The sequence below is a fragment of the Pseudoalteromonas lipolytica genome (assembly GCF_900116435.1).
Classification (GTDB): domain Bacteria; phylum Pseudomonadota; class Gammaproteobacteria; order Enterobacterales; family Alteromonadaceae; genus Pseudoalteromonas; species Pseudoalteromonas lipolytica.
On the sequence record NZ_FPAZ01000009.1, the window covers coordinates 34,173 to 50,806 of the forward strand.

The 16,634-nt window shown below is 42.4% G+C and carries 19 protein-coding genes; 15 read left to right on the forward strand and 4 right to left on the reverse strand.

All coding sequences use genetic code 11. The features are described 5' to 3' along the window. Positions 1-876 (forward strand): cytochrome c oxidase subunit 3, encoded by an 876-nt coding sequence (locus BM378_RS10900; RefSeq protein WP_036973425.1) that lies wholly within the window; start codon positions 1-3, stop codon positions 874-876. Here BM378_RS10900 and BM378_RS10905 read toward each other — a convergent pair. Further along, on the reverse strand, positions 776-1,087 hold the full coding sequence (locus tag BM378_RS10905; protein ID WP_074989191.1) for a DUF2909 domain-containing protein: 312 nt from the start codon (positions 1,085-1,087) through the stop codon (positions 776-778). The two genes, BM378_RS10900 and BM378_RS10905, sit on opposite strands and share 101 nt — an antisense overlap. 14 nt (positions 1,088-1,101) lie before the next feature. Here BM378_RS10905 and BM378_RS10910 point away from each other — a divergent pair, with 14 nt between their 5' ends. The 13 genes from BM378_RS10910 (at position 1,102) to BM378_RS10970 (ending at position 13,346) form a co-directional block, all read left to right on the forward strand. After that, a complete protein-coding gene (locus BM378_RS10910; RefSeq protein WP_036973424.1) occupies positions 1,102-1,842 on the forward strand; it encodes an SURF1 family protein in 741 nt (246 codons plus the stop codon). Continuing rightward, on the forward strand, positions 1,832-2,326 hold the full coding sequence (locus BM378_RS10915; RefSeq protein WP_036973422.1) for a redox-active disulfide-containing membrane protein: 495 nt from the start codon (positions 1,832-1,834) through the stop codon (positions 2,324-2,326). The genes BM378_RS10910 and BM378_RS10915 overlap by 11 nt, the downstream gene beginning before the upstream one ends. A gap of 21 nt (positions 2,327-2,347) precedes the next feature. Continuing rightward, the gene (locus BM378_RS10920; protein WP_074989192.1) at positions 2,348-3,337 is read left to right on the forward strand and encodes a COX15/CtaA family protein; all 990 of its coding nucleotides are present in this window, start codon (positions 2,348-2,350) and stop codon (positions 3,335-3,337) included. 9 nt (positions 3,338-3,346) lie between these two features. Next, positions 3,347-4,255: a heme o synthase gene (gene cyoE / locus BM378_RS10925; RefSeq protein ID WP_074989193.1), complete on the forward strand. Its 909-nt coding sequence runs from the start codon at positions 3,347-3,349 to the stop codon at positions 4,253-4,255. Continuing rightward, positions 4,252-4,866 (forward strand): SCO family protein, encoded by a 615-nt coding sequence (locus BM378_RS10930; RefSeq protein ID WP_074989194.1) that lies wholly within the window; start codon positions 4,252-4,254, stop codon positions 4,864-4,866. Before cyoE ends, BM378_RS10930 begins: the two co-directional genes overlap by 4 nt. 172 nt (positions 4,867-5,038) lie before the next feature. Further along, a complete protein-coding gene (locus BM378_RS10935; RefSeq protein ID WP_036973417.1) occupies positions 5,039-5,311 on the forward strand; it encodes an STAS domain-containing protein in 273 nt (90 codons plus the stop codon). Between the two features lie 9 nt (positions 5,312-5,320). Continuing rightward, positions 5,321-5,683, forward strand: coding sequence for a response regulator (locus tag BM378_RS10940; protein WP_036973415.1), 363 nt, complete (start codon positions 5,321-5,323; stop codon positions 5,681-5,683). 15 nt (positions 5,684-5,698) lie between these two features. After that, entirely contained in the window at positions 5,699-7,777 is a 2,079-nt protein-coding gene (locus BM378_RS10945) for a chemotaxis protein CheA (protein ID WP_065979416.1), read from the forward strand. Continuing rightward, positions 7,774-8,259, forward strand: a complete 486-nt coding sequence (locus tag BM378_RS10950) for a chemotaxis protein CheW (RefSeq protein WP_065979415.1) — start codon at positions 7,774-7,776, stop codon at positions 8,257-8,259. The genes BM378_RS10945 and BM378_RS10950 overlap by 4 nt, the downstream gene beginning before the upstream one ends. Before the next feature lie 29 nt (positions 8,260-8,288). Further along, the gene (locus BM378_RS10955; RefSeq protein ID WP_065979414.1) at positions 8,289-10,616 is read left to right on the forward strand and encodes a methyl-accepting chemotaxis protein; all 2,328 of its coding nucleotides are present in this window, start codon (positions 8,289-8,291) and stop codon (positions 10,614-10,616) included. A 258-nt stretch (positions 10,617-10,874) separates the two neighbouring features. Next, entirely contained in the window at positions 10,875-11,705 is an 831-nt protein-coding gene (locus tag BM378_RS10960; protein WP_074989195.1) for a CheR family methyltransferase, read from the forward strand. Next, on the forward strand, positions 11,689-12,306 hold the full coding sequence (gene cheD, locus BM378_RS10965; RefSeq protein ID WP_074989196.1) for a chemoreceptor glutamine deamidase CheD: 618 nt from the start codon (positions 11,689-11,691) through the stop codon (positions 12,304-12,306). The genes BM378_RS10960 and cheD overlap by 17 nt, the downstream gene beginning before the upstream one ends. 8 nt (positions 12,307-12,314) lie before the next feature. Beyond that, positions 12,315-13,346, forward strand: coding sequence for a protein-glutamate methylesterase/protein-glutamine glutaminase (locus BM378_RS10970; RefSeq protein ID WP_074989197.1), 1,032 nt, complete (start codon positions 12,315-12,317; stop codon positions 13,344-13,346). Here the strand turns inward: BM378_RS10970 and BM378_RS10975 are convergent. After that, positions 13,336-14,367, reverse strand: a complete 1,032-nt coding sequence (locus BM378_RS10975) for a polysaccharide deacetylase family protein (protein ID WP_065979412.1) — start codon at positions 14,365-14,367, stop codon at positions 13,336-13,338. The two genes, BM378_RS10970 and BM378_RS10975, sit on opposite strands and share 11 nt — an antisense overlap. On the opposite strand from BM378_RS10975, the gene dinF reads away from it, so the two are divergent. Continuing rightward, positions 14,344-15,678, forward strand: a complete 1,335-nt coding sequence (dinF, locus tag BM378_RS10980) for an MATE family efflux transporter DinF (protein WP_074989198.1) — start codon at positions 14,344-14,346, stop codon at positions 15,676-15,678. The genes BM378_RS10975 and dinF overlap by 24 nt on opposite strands. Before the next feature lie 4 nt (positions 15,679-15,682). On the opposite strand, the gene BM378_RS10985 is transcribed toward dinF, so the two are convergent. Further along, complete coding sequence (locus BM378_RS10985; protein WP_074989199.1) at positions 15,683-15,952, reverse strand: hypothetical protein; 270 nt, start codon at positions 15,950-15,952, stop codon at positions 15,683-15,685. Positions 15,953-15,964: 12 nt separating this feature from the next. Continuing rightward, complete coding sequence (nfuA, locus tag BM378_RS10990; RefSeq protein WP_036973401.1) at positions 15,965-16,540, reverse strand: Fe-S biogenesis protein NfuA; 576 nt, start codon at positions 16,538-16,540, stop codon at positions 15,965-15,967. Between the last annotated feature and the right edge of the window lie 94 nt (positions 16,541-16,634).

Below are 16,634 nucleotides of genomic sequence, written 5' to 3' on the forward strand. Positions count from 1 at the left end.
ATGAATCAAAATTACGAAAAATATTATGTGCCAGCCGAGAGTCCTTGGCCAATTGTTGGGGCTGTCGCAATGTTTTTAATTGCAGTAGGCGCAGGCCTCACTGTAATGCAAGTAAACGGCGAAGGAAACAGTGGTCAGTTCGTCTTATATCTTGGTATTGCGATCCTCATATATATGGTTTTTAGTTGGTTTAAAAACGTGATTGAAGAGTCGCACAAAGGGTTATATTCAGCACAAATGGATCGCTCATTCAGACAAGGTATGAGTTGGTTTATTTTTTCTGAAGTGATGTTTTTTATGGCGTTCTTTGGGGCATTATTTTACGCCCGCATGATCTCGGTACCTTGGTTAGGTGGTGCGGGGAATAATGCCATGACCAACGAGGTACTTTGGCCTTCATTTGAGGCCGTATGGCCATTGTTGACAACCCCTGCGGGAGAGACAACACAAGCAATGGGTTGGCAAGGCTTACCGCTGATTAATACCCTTATTCTATTAACTTCATCGGTCACTATCCACTTTGCGCATGTTGCCATAGAAAACAATAAGCGGGGGGCACTCAAAACGTTCTTATCACTCACTGTGTTGCTTGGTGTGGTGTTTTTGGCTCTGCAAGTTTATGAGTATATGCATGCATACCAAGACTTGGGTCTAACCCTTGATGCGGGAGTGTATGGCAATACCTTCTTTTTGCTGACCGGCTTTCACGGCATGCATGTGACCTTAGGGACGATTATTTTATTTGTGGTACTGCTGCGAATTTTTAAAGGTCACTTTACCAGTGAAAAGCATTTTGCCTTTCAAGCTGCGGCTTGGTACTGGCACTTTGTTGATGTGGTGTGGTTGTGTTTATTTGTATTTGTGTACGTGCTGTAGCGTTATGAATTGGCGATGGGTTAGTGTGAATAAAGCCCAGTTTTAATGCCGCAATAATGATGATCAGTACCATGGCAGAGAAAAACACTCGTCGACCTAAATAGTGAGACATAGGTCGCGAGTGTTGCTTAGTAGACATCATCACAAATAGCGCCCGAAACAGATTAAACACGATATATAACAATAACAGTGTAATGATGATTTTTATCATTTTAGGTTTCCTAGATGCAGTTGATTTTAAGGCGTAAACAAAAGCTTAGCTCAATTATTGCAATTTGCGTTGTGTCACTTGCGGTGCTGGTGTGTTTACGGCTGAGTGTGTGGCAGTATCAACGTGGTGAGCAAAAACAACAGCAATTAAGCCAGCTTGAGCAGTCAGAACAGCAAGGTGTAATGGACTGGCAGGCATTTCAATTATTACCTAATCAGGTTGATAAAACAGGTTTAAAGCTGACTTTGAATGGGCTCATCAATACGCAGCGTTATTGGCTGTTAGATAATCAGATTTACCAAGGACAAGTAGGATACGACCTACTTGCTGCTGTAAAAATTAATGATGATATAGCGCCTGTCATTGTTAATTTCGGCTGGTTGAAGGCACCGGTTGATCGTAGTCAACTCCCCACCGTAAATTGGCCTCAACCTTCACACATATCTACCACAGTGCAACTCAAACAAGGTCAGCTGCAAGGCTTTACGCTAGCAGATGAAATTGGCGCTGAAGCTGGCTGGCCTAAGCGTATTCAAGCAATTGATTTAGACATTTTTAGTCGTCAACTAGCGCAACCTCTGCAACCGTTTTTAGCCTACCGCCTTGCAGCTGATGACATAGCGACTCCTCATTACGAAAGTGTGGTGATGGGGCCAGACAAGCATTATGCCTACGCTGTGCAGTGGCTGCTCATTGGTGCGGCCTGTGTTGTTATAGCTTATTTTGCGATGAGAAGGAGACGTAATGAAAGTTAATCCACTTAGTTTATTTGCTCTATGTTGCTTTGTGCCACTGGCGTTAGCGTATACAGCATTGAAACTTGATTGGCTGCCCAGCGGTTCAAGTAATTACGGGGAGCTGTTAGAAACAGAAGTAAAGCTTGCAAATTGGCAGCAGGGCGATCCGAAACCATGGACGATTGCGCTTAACTACCCAAAAAGCTGTCACTCGGTTTGTGAAGCCCAGTTAGCCAGCTTAGACAACCTTCATATTGCCTTGGGTAAGAATCAGCAAAAGGTTGATGTTGCCGTTCTTACAAATCAGCAAGATATAGCCACTAGTTGGCGACAATTAGATGAAAACTCAGCGCTTAAAGCGGGAGATTTATATTTGGTCGATCATATGGGCTTGGTGGTACTGCACTATCCTTACACTGATGAGCCAGAACAAAACAGATTAATTCAAAAAGGGTTACTGAAAGATCTAAAAAAACTACTTAATTATGCGCGTTCAAGTTAAAGCTCAGTAAGGATGCAAAAGATGTATAAAAATTATAAATATTTAGTCTTAATTACGTGTTTTATGTCGGTGTTAGTCGTTGGACTGGGGGCTTATACACGGCTCAGTGATGCAGGTTTAGGCTGCCCGGACTGGCCCGGTTGCTATGGGTTTTTAACGGTGCCAAAGCACGAAACAGCATTACTACATGTTGAACAAAACTACCCAGATATGATGTTTGAAGCGGCAAAAGCGTGGAAAGAAATGATCCATCGTTATTTTGCCGGTGCGCTTGGGTTATTTATTTTGGCTTTGTTTGTTTTGGCTTGGTTAAAACGCCAATACCCAACTACCCCAGTTAAGTTAACGTTACTGCTCCTTTTGTTAGTGGTATTTCAAGCCGCGCTAGGTATGTGGACCGTTACCATGAACTTACAACCATTAGTGGTGATGGGGCATTTGCTTGGGGGATTCAGTATTTTGTCTTTAGTGTTCTTGTTGTACTTGAGGCTAACCACAAAACCCATTGTGGGTGGGGATACGGGAGCTCGGCCGTATTACCGATTAGCCTTGATTGGCTTAGTCGTCCTGATACTTCAGATTGCCTTAGGAGGGTGGCTTGCGGCTAATTATGCGGCACCGCACTGCAATGGGTTGCCATTGTGCAGTTATGCTCAACCTTTCTCGTTAAAGAGCGTTTTTCAACTGCCACTTGAACACAGTACTTATGAATATGGTGTTTTATCGCAGCAGGCACGTATGTCTATTCACTTATTACACCGTATTTGGGCCCTTGTTACCTGTGTTGTATTGGCACTCATTATGTGGCGTATCTATTCGCACTCTTATTCTCGAAAAATAAAGCATTGCACGGTCACCGTATTAATAGCCTTACTGTGTCAAATCTGTTTAGGCCTTGCGGTTGTTCATTGGCATTTCCCTTTAAGCGTAGCGCTTGCTCATAACTTAATGGCAGCCATGTTGTTATTAACAATGGTTAGACTATGTTTCCACTTAAAAGCAAGAACTTAGGAGGCGATAATGGCCTTAACATTACATACTGAAAAATCAATATTTTCTCATGGTCATGCGTTGTTAAAAGACTATCTTGCGATTAGCAAATTTAAAGTCGTTGCGATGCTTGTTCTCACCGCATGGGTCGGTTTAGCACTTGCTCCTGATATGGGGCGAGGTCTTTTTGTTCAATTGGCAAGTTTGTTGGGTATAGGTTTACTCTCAGCCGCTGCTGCGGTGATTAATCATGTTGTTGATAGTGAAATTGATAGCAAGATGGCGCGTACTCGCCACCGTCCTGTCGCTAAGGGGCGTTTGAGCAAGCAACATGCTTTAAGTTTTGCAGCTGCTATTGGTACTGCAGGCTTTATGATGTTGATCATTTGGGCAAACACCTTAACGGCGATACTGACACTTTTTGCGTTAGTGGGTTATGCATTTATTTACACTTCTTTTTTAAAGCGTGCCACACCCCAAAATATTGTTATAGGGGGGCTGGCCGGTGCTATGCCACCCTTATTAGGGTGGGTGTCTGAAACGGGTCATATGGCGGCAGCGCCTTGGCTACTTGTTATGATTATTTTTACCTGGACTCCGCCTCACTTCTGGGCGTTAGCGATTGCGCGTAAAAGTGACTATGAGCGAGCAAAAATTCCGATGTTACCCGTTACTCATGGTATCGAATTTTGTAAAACATGTGTGGTCGCTTACTCTGTTTTACTGGCATTGGTGTGTGTATTACCTTATTTAATTGGTATGTCAGGGGGCATATACTTAATGGCGGCAAGTGCGTTAAATGCCATTTTCGTTTATAAAGCATTAAAGCTAAAACTGGGTGGGAAAGATGATACCGCGATGGACTTATTTCGTTTTTCAATTGTGCATTTAATGCTACTCTTTATCGCCTTATTTATTGATAAATGGTTGCTTTTATGACGCGTTTTTTAGTGGCACTTTGTTTGGGAGTGGTGTTTTTTTTAACGGGCTGTAGCCCCGAAAAATCACCTCCCGATGTGGATGCGCTGGTGTATCAGCAAGCCAAGCCTGTTAAGTCATTTACATTGATTGATCAGCATGGCGACACCGCCGATAATAGTCGCTTCAAAGGTCATTGGAATTTAGTCTTTTTAGGTTACACAAGTTGCCCTGATATTTGCCCAATGACGTTGGCTAAATTGACCAGTGTGCAACAGCAGCTGAGCCAAGATTACACGGTACAAGTGTGGTTTGTAGCGGTTGATCCAAAACGAGATACCACCGCAAAACGCAAAGCCTATATTGATTATTTTAACCCTGATTTTTTAGCCGTATCAGGCCCTCATAAACAGCTCTTTCCCTTTGTTAGAGATTTAGGGCTCATTTACGCGATTAATGACAGTGATGAGCAAGAATATGCTGTTGATCACAGTGCGTCAGTCGTGATGGTTGACCCCGATGGCGCGGTACGCGCAATTTTCAAACCCGAGTTTAAACAGGGCAGTGTTCCGCTTATTAACGCCAGTACGTTAACAGAAGAGTTTAAAAAAATTGCAGATTATTATCACTAAGTATCTGTATAGACAAGTGTGATTATTTTCGAGGGAGCGATTGCTCCCTTTTTTGATTTCAACATGTAAGCTACTAAAAAATTTTACAATTTTTTAATTCAATTAATGGCAATTTTAATAACTCGGTCTAAGCTTTTGTTATGAATTGTTTTAAGCAGGGAAAGTGCCAGTAATGTTGAAGCTTCCTACTGAATTAGCCATCACTCAAGTCGAATCACTACATCAAGATTTGTTGCAAGAGTTGTCAGCAAACGATGATATTTGCCTTGATATTAGTGAGGTGACTCGTGCCGATACGGCCTCAATTCAGCTGTTATGTTCATTACAAAAGCATTTGCTTTCAGTCCAACACAAAATTATTTGGGTAGGCGAAAGCAAGCCGTTGCAAGAGGCAATAAATAGTTTGGGCTTAAGTCATTATCTTGTACTTGAGAATACCAATTAAGAGGTTTTTATGAAAAGAATTTTAGCTGTTGATGACTCTGCATCTATGCGACAAATGGTAGGTTTTACGCTAAAAAAAGCAGGCTTTGAAGTCACGGAAGCAAAAGATGGCAGTGAGGCGTTGAACATAGCTAAACAGCAAGGTTTCGATGCCGTTATATCCGATGTGAATATGCCAGTGATGGATGGTATTACGCTCATACGTGAATTACGTAGTTTACCAAACTATAAATTTACCCCTTTATTGATGCTAACGACCGAGTCTGGCCTTGATAAAAAATCCGAAGGAAAAGCAGCGGGGGCAACGGGATGGATTGTTAAACCATTTAATCCTGAGCAATTGTTAGCGGTTTTAAAAAAAGTGATTCGCTAACAATAGGAGCGGGGCATGAGTATAGATCTAAGCCAATTTTATGAAGTGTTTTTCGAAGAAAGCTTTGAAGGACTGGATGCTATGGAGGCTGAGTTATTAAACTTAGTTCCGGGCGAAGAAGACTCAGAAACAATCAACACTATTTTTCGTGCCGCGCATTCTATTAAAGGGGGCAGTGGTACATTTGGCTTTAATTCTGTTGCTGATTTTACCCATGTTTTAGAAACGCTGTTAGACCAAATTCGGGAAGGTTCACGAGATTTAACGGCTGAACATGTAAACTTATTACTAAAATCAGTAGATTGTTTACGAGCTTTACTTAGAGCATTGCAAGCAGAGCAGCAACCCGACTTAACCGAAGCGGATGAACTGCGAATCAAATTCGAAGAAATACTCGGTATGCGTGCGGCAAGTAAAGTGGCAGAGCCTGTGCAGGAGCCACTCAGCGAAAACAGTATTAATACTTTCCAAATCGATTTTAAACCACATCATCACCTATTTAAAACCGGCAATGAACCGCTGTATATGATCAGTGAATTAGCTGAGTTAGGTGACTTAGAAACTCAAGCGTTTCAAGATGCTGTTCCTGATATTACCGACCTCGCCCCCGAAGATTGCTTTTTGTCGTGGCGTTTTTTCTTAACCACAGAAAAAGACCAGAGTTGTATCGAAGAAATTTTCGAATGGGTTGAGGATGACGCCGATATTACGATTACCTTATGCGGCGGTTTATTTGGTGATGAAGTCGCTGTGAGCGCGGCGCCATCAACGCAGGTCGAGACTGACAACAAAAATGAAAAAGCAGCCACCAAGCCCGATGCCGAAGTAAAGAAAGTCTCTGCTGTAAAATCAACAACAACCAACACCGAATCCACCTCAATCCGTGTTGGTATTGATAAAGTTGACTCCTTAATCAACATGGTTGGTGAGTTAGTCATCACACAAGCTATGCTGACTCAATTAGGTGAGCAAGAAATTACTGAAGCCACGATTGCATCGTTGCAAGAGGGGCTTGCTCAACTTGCACATAACACCCGCGATTTACAAGAAAGTGTTATGCGTATCAGAATGTTGCCTATTAGTTTTGTGTTCAGTCGTTTTCCTCGTTTAGTCCGCGATATTTCGCAAAAACTAGACAAACAAGTCGAACTGAAACTACTTGGTGAGCAAACTGAGTTAGATAAAACGGTGATGGAGAAGATTTCTGACCCGATGGTGCATTTGGTTAGAAACTCGCTTGATCATGGCCTTGAAACGGTCGATAAACGTGTTGCTGCCGGTAAAAATCCGGTTGGTACCGTGACGCTTAATGCCTTTCATCAAGGTGGTAATATTGTCATTGAAATTATGGATGACGGACAAGGCCTCAATACCACCAAAATACGCGAAAAAGCCATTAAAAATGGCTTGATATCAGAAGCAGACGATCTATCTGATAATGAAGTTAACGAACTAATTTTCTTACCCGGCTTTTCAACGGCTGACCAAGTGAGCGACTTGTCGGGTCGCGGTGTTGGTATGGATGTGGTTAGACGAAATATTGAAGCCTTGAGTGGTTCCGTTGAAGTGTCGTCTGCCCCAGGTGTTGGTTCAACGTTCACCATTCGCTTACCACTCACGCTGGCTATATTAGATGGTCAACTTGTTCGTGTGGCTGAGCATACCTACATTATTCCACTTATTTCGATTATTGAATCGTTGCAAATCGATATCACGAAGGTCAGTCGAGTTGGAAAAGATTTGGATGTGTTGCGGCTACGCGATGAATACATCCCGATTTTACGTCTATACAGTATTTTTAATCATCAAGGTGCGATTGAAACACTGGATAAAACCTTACTGGTGGTGGTGGAAAGTGATAACCAAAAAATTGGTTTATTGGTTGATGACTTATTATCCCAGCAACAGGTTGTTATTAAGAGCTTAGAGGCGAATTATCAAAAGGTCGATGGCGTCTCAGGGGCAACAATCTTAGGGGATGGCCGCGTTTCACTGATTGTTGATATTAGTGGCTTAATTAAGTTATCAGGGCTTAGAAAGCCCGGCAGTCAAGAGCTAATAATAGAGTCAAAAGCTAACTTGGAGGCGTCATGATTGCAGCACACGATGACCTACATAATAAGCTGAATATTGAGCAAGACCAAGATGTTAAACAGTTTCTAACCTTCTTTATGGCTGAAGAAGAGTACGGTGTAGATATTTTAACTGTGCAAGAAATACGCAGTTGGGAAGAAATAACGGTTATTCCAAACTCACCCGATTTCGTCAAGGGGGTGATCAACTTACGTGGCACGATAGTGCCTATTGTTGATTTGCGGTTGCGATTTGGTATTCCGGCTATTGAGTATGGGCCACTCACCGTGGTGATTGTACTGAAAGTAGAGTTAGAGAACGCAAGTAAAATTATGGGCATCGTTGTTGATGCTGTTTCGGATGTCTATAGCATTGCTGAGCATGAGGCAAAAGCAGTGCCACATCTATCTGACTCAGATAACGCACAGTACGTTGCGGGGTTAGTAAATGTGGGTGAAAAAATGGTCGCGTTACTCGACCTACAAAAAACAATGGACATTTAATTGGGTAGATTAACAAGAAGGTGAAGGGTATGGGATGGTTTAGCAGTCCTAAAAATGTTGAGTCAAATAATGATTTGGTTGTTGCAGCATTAAATAAATCGCTTGCAGTGATTGAGTTTCAACCGTCTGGGTCGATCATTACTGCCAATGCAAATTTTTTAAATGCCATGGGCTATCGGCTAGAAGAAGTTCAGGGTCAACATCATTCAATGTTTATTGCAGAAGAAGATGCACAAAGTCCCGAATACCAACAGTTTTGGCAGCGCTTGCGCAGCGGTGAATTTATTTCGGATGAATTTAAACGGTTCGGTAAAAACGGCAAAGAAATTTGGATCCAAGCAACCTATAACCCAATTATTGATAGCAATGGTAGCGTAGTCAAAGTGATTAAATTCGCCAGCGATATCACTGCACAGAAGGAGCTTGAAAAACAATCTAAACGTGATGCTGACCTGTCAAATGCACTGCGTGTATGCCAAGCAAATGTGATGATGGCTAACAATGATTTAGAAATAGTGTTTGTAAATGAGCAAGTGAAGCAAATGCTCAAAGCACGTGAAGCCGCATTGAAAACAGTGCTGCCTAGCTTTTCTGTTGAAAATTTAATTGGCACCTGTGTTGATGATTTTCATAAGCATCCTTCACATCAACGTGAATTACTAAAGAATTTATCTGAACCCTATAAAACGACGCTGCGCTTAGCGGGTCTTATTTTTAGCTTGATTGCAACCCCTTGGGTTAATTCGTCGGGTAAGCGTTTAGGGACAATTGTTGAATGGCAAGATATCACTGACAGTGTCAATAAAGCAGAAGCCGAAAAGCGTGAAGCTGAAGAGAATCTACGGGTACGTCGCGCGCTTGACCGCGTAGGCACTAACACCATGATTGCCGATGCGAATAACGACATCATCTATATGAACGAAGCGGTACTCAATATGATGAAAGTGGCAGAGAGCGATCTTCGAAAAGACTTGCCTAACTTTAACAGCAGTAATTTACTCGGTCAGAATATTGATGTGTTCCATAAAAACCCTGCACATCAACGTAATTTATTATCAAAACTGAGTGATACCTACAGCACTGAGATTCAAGTAGGTGGACGTACTTTTGGTTTGGTAGCTAACCCTATTTTTACCCCTGAAAACGAACGAATTGGAACGGTTGTTGAGTGGGAAGATAGAACCGCAGAAGTTGCTATCGAGAAAGAAATCGCTGGTCTGGTAACCGCTGCAGGTAAAGGTGATTTAGAGGCACGAGTTGAAATTGCGGGTAAAACTGGCTTCTTCTTACGTTTAGCACAAGGCCTAAATAGCTTAGTGGGTATTGTAGATGATGCCGTAAAAGACACTGCCAATATGCTTGATGCTATGGCCAATGGTGATTTATCTAAGCGTATTGAACAAGAGTACCAAGGTTCATTTGATAAATTAAAACGCGATGCGAATGCCACGGCTGATAAGTTAACGGAGGTTATTAACCGCATAAATACATCAGCGACACTGGTGGCCAGTGGTGCAGAAGAAATCTCGCAAGGCAATGCAGACTTAAGTCAACGTACTGAAGAGCAGGCATCTTCGCTTGAAGAAACAGCATCAAGTATGGAAGAGATGACCAGTACAGTTCGTCAAAATGCCGATAATGCAAAAGAGGTTAACGAGCTTGCCGAAGAGACTCGTAGCAAGGCACAAAAAGGAGGCGAGGTTGTCAACCGTGCCGTAACGAGTATGTCGGCTATTAATGAATCGAGTAAGAAGATAGCAGATATCATCAGTGTAATTGATGAAATTGCCTTCCAAACTAATCTACTTGCATTAAATGCCGCGGTAGAGGCTGCACGTGCTGGTGAACAAGGGCGTGGCTTTGCGGTTGTTGCGGGTGAAGTGCGTAATCTTGCACAGCGCTCAGCTGCTGCGGCAAAAGAAATTAAAGAGCTTATTCGCGACAGTGTCGGCAAAGTTGAAGATGGCACATTATTGGTGAATGAATCAGGTTCAACGTTACAAGAAATTGTCACAGCGGTACAACGCGTAACGGCCATGATTTCGGATATTGCGCAGGCATCGGAAGAGCAAAGCTCAGGTATTGAGCAAGTAAATAAAGCCATTGCACAAATGGATGAAATGACACAGCAAAATGCGGCGCTTGTTGAGCAGGCATCTGCAGCAGGTGAATCAATGGCAGAACAAGCCAATGATATGCGCCGCTTGCTTAACTTCTTCTCGCTATCGAATCAAGAGGAAACAGACATCACAAGCAGAGTGACAGCGTCACCGATTAAACAATCGAGCCCGTCTGGGCGCTCAGCTCCCAAAGGAAATAACTTTGTTGACCCAGGCGATGAGTGGGAAGAGTTTTAATACGCTTGCCGTTTCACCATAGTGAATGTCAATGGTGTGAACTAACACAGCTTATTGAGCAAAAAGACACGGCAAGGTGACCAAGGTAAGGGGATCATGAGTAACCGCTTACCTGCAGTGGGTTACCTTACGTATCGGTGCAATCATGCTTAACACGCTTATGATCGTCTCGCTGTTTTTACCCGCGGGACTGATTAACCACTTAAGTTAATGGTTTGACTATAATGCGCGCACTCTTTGAGGCTAGTGGGTCCAGACATGAAAGAGTTTTTACTGACAGACAGTGATTTCAAAAACATTTCGTCACAGGTATATGATGCTTGCGGTATTGTGCTTGCTGAACATAAACGAGAAATGGTGTATTCACGCCTAGCAAGGCGTATACGGCTTCATAAGCTTAAAAGCTTTAAAGAGTACTTAGATTACTTAGAAAAGCATAAAGAGCATGAGTTTAGCGAGTTTATAAATGCAATTACCACCAACTTAACCTCTTTCTTTCGTGAGCCTCATCACTTTAGTTACCTAAAAAATACCATTGTACCTAAGCTGCTCGTTTCTAATGCGAAGAGCAAGCGAGTACGTGTTTGGTCGGCTGGGTGCTCTACAGGTGAAGAGCCTTACACAATTGCAATGACCCTAAGTGATTTATTTCCAAAAGATTGGGATGTGAAAATACTGGCCACCGATCTTGACTCTAATGTGCTCGCGAAAGCACAAGCAGGCACTTACACGGCTGCGAATGTAAATGGCTTAGAAGACAGTCAGCTTAAGCGTTGGTTTCTAAAAAGCCACGATGGACAGCTTTATAAAGTGAAACCAGCGCTACAAAAAAACATTTTTTTTAAGCGCTTAAACTTACTGCAAAGTTGGCCAATGAAAGGTCCTTTTGATGTGATTTTTTGTCGCAATGTGGTGATTTACTTTGATAAGTCGACCAAAGATACACTCTTTCGACGCTATTATGAGTTACTTAGTAACTCAGGCCATTTATTTTTGGGGCACTCAGAGACACTCGGCAAAGATCACAGAGAGTTTAAGAATTTAGGCCAAACGATCTACCAAAAGGTGGTCTATGAACACTCATTATAAAGCAGTTTTACCAGGGTTTGAGCATGTAAAACGCTTTTGGGATAACCGCAGGCAAAAGGTGATAGTGAAAGTATTGCCGGGTGAATTCTATGTTTCAAAATCGGATGAACTCATCACCACGGTGTTAGGGTCTTGTATTGCAGCGTGTATCTACGATGATGGGTTAGGCATTGGTGGCATGAATCACTTTATGTTACCGATTGAAAAAGGCGTTGATCCCGCTAATGCGCATAGTCTTAATTGTCGTTATGGCAACTGGGCTATGGAGTACTTGATCAATGAAATTCTGAAAAATGGTGCCTCAAAACGAAACTTAAAAGTAAAGTTATTCGGCGGGGGTAAAATTATTCGCTCCATGACAGATATCGGGGTGGGTAATATTCGTTTTGCAAATGCTTATGTACTTGAAGAGGGTTTAGATTTAGTATCTCACGATGTAGGTGGACCTTGGCCTCGTAAGATCATCTTTGATCCGCAAACGGGAAAAGCACAGGTGAAAAAGCTACGTGAACTACATACAGATAAACTTGAAGAACGTGAAGTTAAATACTTACACGAAATTGAGCAACAAGATGCAAAAACGGATATTGAGCTATTTTAGGAGAGCATATGATCAAAGTCCTTATTGTTGATGATTCTCCTTTGATACGCGGATTGCTTAAAGAGATTCTTGAGCAAGCAGATGATATTCACGTTGTGGGGTCTGCAGAAGACCCTTACGAAGCGAGAGAACAAATAAAACGCCTCAACCCTGACGTGTTAACGCTTGATATTGAAATGCCCAAAATGGATGGTTTAAGTTTTCTTAAAAACTTAATGCGTTTACGGCCTATGCCGGTGGTAATGATATCAACATTAACACAAAAGGGATCGCCCATTACCCTCGAAGCGCTTGAAACGGGAGCGGTTGATTTTATAGCAAAACCGACTGCTAACGTGTCTCAAAGTTTGCAGCGGTATGCGCATTTATTACATCAAAAAATACGTACAGCGGCTGGTGCTCGGGTTCGTACATTCAAGGAGCAGAACCTAGAAGCCGATAGCGCCTTATCAACCTTACAATTTAAAGCAAATAGTGTGCTGGCGATTGGTGCTTCGACAGGTGGCACCGAGGCAATTAAAGAGGTTTTGGTGCGTATGCCTGAGCAATGTCCACCTATTGTCATTACGCAGCACATTCCGCCAGTATTTAGCACTTCGTTTGCTATGCGTATGGATCGTACCTGTAAAATTAATGTCAAAGAGGCAGAGCACGGGGATAAATTACGCCCCGGTTGGGCTTACATTGCACCGGGCGATCAACATTTAAGTGTTGTAAAACAGGGCTCTGCTTTGTATTGCCAACTCGATACATCTGAATTAGTTAATCGCCATCGACCTGCAGTGGATGTATTGTTTAATTCGTTATTGGTTGCGTGTCCAAAAGCCACGATTGCCGCGTTACTCACTGGCATGGGGAGTGATGGCGCGAAAGGGTTACTGGCATTAAAACAAGCGGGTGCTTATACAATTGCACAAGACGAGTTATCGTCAGTGGTGTGGGGCATGCCAAAAGCCGCTATCGAACTGGATGCGGCTCATGAAATTGTGCGTCTTGATAAAATTACCGCGCAAATGCTTAAGCAAGCCGTTAAGGTGTGATCACCCAAGGCTGTGAAAACCAATAATAGCTGCCTTTTTTCTCAATCGAAGGGGCCGTACAATTAAAACGTGAACGGCCACTTTTCAATTTAGCTGGCGAGATAATTTGCACCGTGTCTTTGCTTGTCCAATTTAAGTCTGCTTGACCAATCCCCGAGACATAGCACGCAAATTGGCTTTTATGAAAGTCTTGCATATCAAATTGAATGCTTAAGCTAGGTGGATTCTCGTTAGTAACACTGTCTGAGTAATTTAACGCTTTGATAGTGAAAGCCTGTGACGCTAATTTTGTCGATAATGTATCAAGTTTTGAGTAAAAGCCTGATGCAGGGAAGCGTGGTAAACGGGTAAAGTCAGAATGAATACCCACCGCACCTGAGTGTTGACCAATACCAACAAAGCCAATTGACTTAACCAGTGCTTGAAGTGAATTATTAAATTCGCCATAGGGATAGGCTACGTATTTATAGTCATGACCAATCTCTTCTTTGATACGCTTTTGTGCTGCGAGAATGTCGTTTTTAGTCCGTGCTTGCCATTGTGCGTCAGTTTCACCCTGTTGCTTTAAATGCATGTAATTATGCGTTTGGGTGTGATTACTAATAAGTGCCCCTTTTTTAGAAAGCGCTTTTAATTGCTGCCATGTCATGACATAGCTTTTACCTTCATCAATCAGTTTAGGATTAACAAAAATAGTGTAGGGGTAGCCGAACTTCTCAAGAATTGGCGCGGCTTGTTCATAATTGTTTTTATAACCATCGTCAAAGGTAATTGCGACGGTTTTATCGGTTAATTCTTTGCCAGATTGCAGTGAACTAATTAGCTCATTTAATGGCACTACAGTAAAGTGATGATCTTTTAAATACTGCATGTGTTTTATAAATGTTTCACTGCTGACACTGGTGACCGCAGGAAGGGTTTCACTCACATGATGATACTGTAAAATAACGGCGCCGTGGGCACGCATTGATAAACCTAACAGGACTGCAAAAATTACATGAAACATTTTCTTAAACGTCATAAGGCACACCATAAAAGTTTGCTGTTATTAGCCGGTCCAATGATCTTATCAAATATTACTGTCCCACTGTTAGGATTAGTTGATACTGCCGTGATTGGTCACTTAGGAAGTGCTCACTACTTGGCGGGGATAGCATTAGGCTCTACGGTTATTTCGTTACTATTTTGGCTGGCAGGCTTTTTAAGAATGAGTACGACGGGGCTGGTGGCACAAGCTTACGGTAAAAATGACCTTACTTTGCTAGGTGAACTGTTAAAGCGTAGTTTGTTGCTTGCAACTGGGGTTGCGTTGTTATTAATCGCGCTCAGCACACCAATTCAATCCTTAATGGCTTACTTGTCAAATGCCAATCAAGCTGTGTTAGAACAGGCGTATAGCTATTTTTCTGTTCGTATTTTTAGTGCGCCAGCGGCCCTGTGTAATTTGGTGCTATTAGGGTGGATGCTTGGCGTACATTATGGACGAGGTCCATTTTATTTATTATTAATTACCAATATCACAAATATTGTGCTCGATATTTACTTTGTGGTTTTTCTTAATTGGGGAGTGGCGGGCGCGGCTTGGGCCTCGCTTATTGCCGATTATATCGCATTCGGTTTTGCTGTTTTTCTGGTGTTACAACTTGCTAAAAAGCAAGGTATTAATTTGGCCGTTAAAGCATGGTTAAGCGTAGCTAAAATAGGCGAGCTGCTTAATTTAAACCGCGATATTTTCATTCGTTCACTGGCACTGCAATTGTGCTTTAGCTTTATGACTTTTTATGGTGCTAGAATCGGTGAAACAACATTAGCAGCTAATGCCGTATTGCTGAACTTTCTGATGTTGGTGAGTTTTGCTTTAGATGGTATTGCTTATGCGAGCGAAGCAAAAGTAGGCAAAGCCAAAGGGGAGCAGAGTGTTGAACAGATCAAACTTTGGGTGAATTTAAGCTTGTTCTGGGGAGGACTCTTTGCGCTCTTTTATAGCCTGATTTTTTTCGTGTTTGGTAGCGCTATTATTCGCCTTTTAACCGATGTGCCTGAGGTTGTCAGTATGGCTACACACTACTTACCTTGGGTCATTATATTGCCCATTGCGGCCATGGGGTGCTTTTTATTCGATGGTGTATTTGTTGGTTTAACACGCGCAAAAGACATGCGAAATACCATGCTAATAAGCGCGACATTTGGTTTCTTTGGGTTATTTTGGTTGGTAAGCGACTGGCAAAATCATGGATTATGGTTCGCTATGACAAGCTTTATGTTATTGCGTGGCGTTACGTTATGGCTACGTTATCGCGCAATGGTTAAGCAACAACAGTTGTTAATTTGAGTGGTTATTTCCACAGGTCAGGGTCATCATCTTTAGGGGATGTACGCTTAAGCACTTGTGCGAAACGGTTCGCAAAAATACCTAAGTAGCCCCAAAACGCATAAAACAATGCAACAGCTAAAATGACAAGCCCCACGAGCTGGAAAATTGCGGGTCCATAATAGCCGATAGCAATGAATATCACGGCTAGCACAAACAGTGCTAAGCCGCGAAGAAAGCGTTTTAGGCTTAATTTGGGGTCGCTACCTAAGCGAAAAACCCACTGCTTAAGCATCTTAAGCGCTAATTAGTAGTATGAGTGCTCACCCGGGTTGTGATCAGTAATATCTCTCACCCCTGTGATCTCATCAAATTTAGCGATCATTTCTTTTTCGATGCCTTCTTTTAACGTCACATCGATCATTGAACAACCATTACAGCCACCACCAAATTGCAGTACTGCAATACCATCGGCTGTAATTTCCACAAGGCTTACTTGGCCACCGTGGTTAGCAAGTTGCGGGTTAACTTCGGTTTCAAGCATATGTTGAACACGTTCTTGAAGCGTCGCATCGTCGGTCAGCTTACGTGCTTTTGCATTCGGTGCTTTAAGCGTTAGCTGAGTACCCATTTTGTCAGTCACAAAATCGATTTCAGCTTCTTGTAAGAAAGGAGCACTTTCTGCATCAACAATGGCATCAAAACCATTAAATGGTAAACGAATGTCGCTTGCTTCAACTGCGTCTTCAGGGCAGTAAGAAACACCACACTCAGCTTGCGAAGTACCTGGGTTTACAACAAACACACGAATGTTAGTTTGTTCAGCTTGGTCTGCTAAAAGTTTAGCAAAATGAGATTGTGCAGATTCAGAAATAGAAATCATAAAACGAACTATACTTGACTAAATTACTCGGATACTGCCTATCATACTCCGCTCATCGTGTTGTCGCCAGTGTTGAGCGTAAAAAGTTGCATCT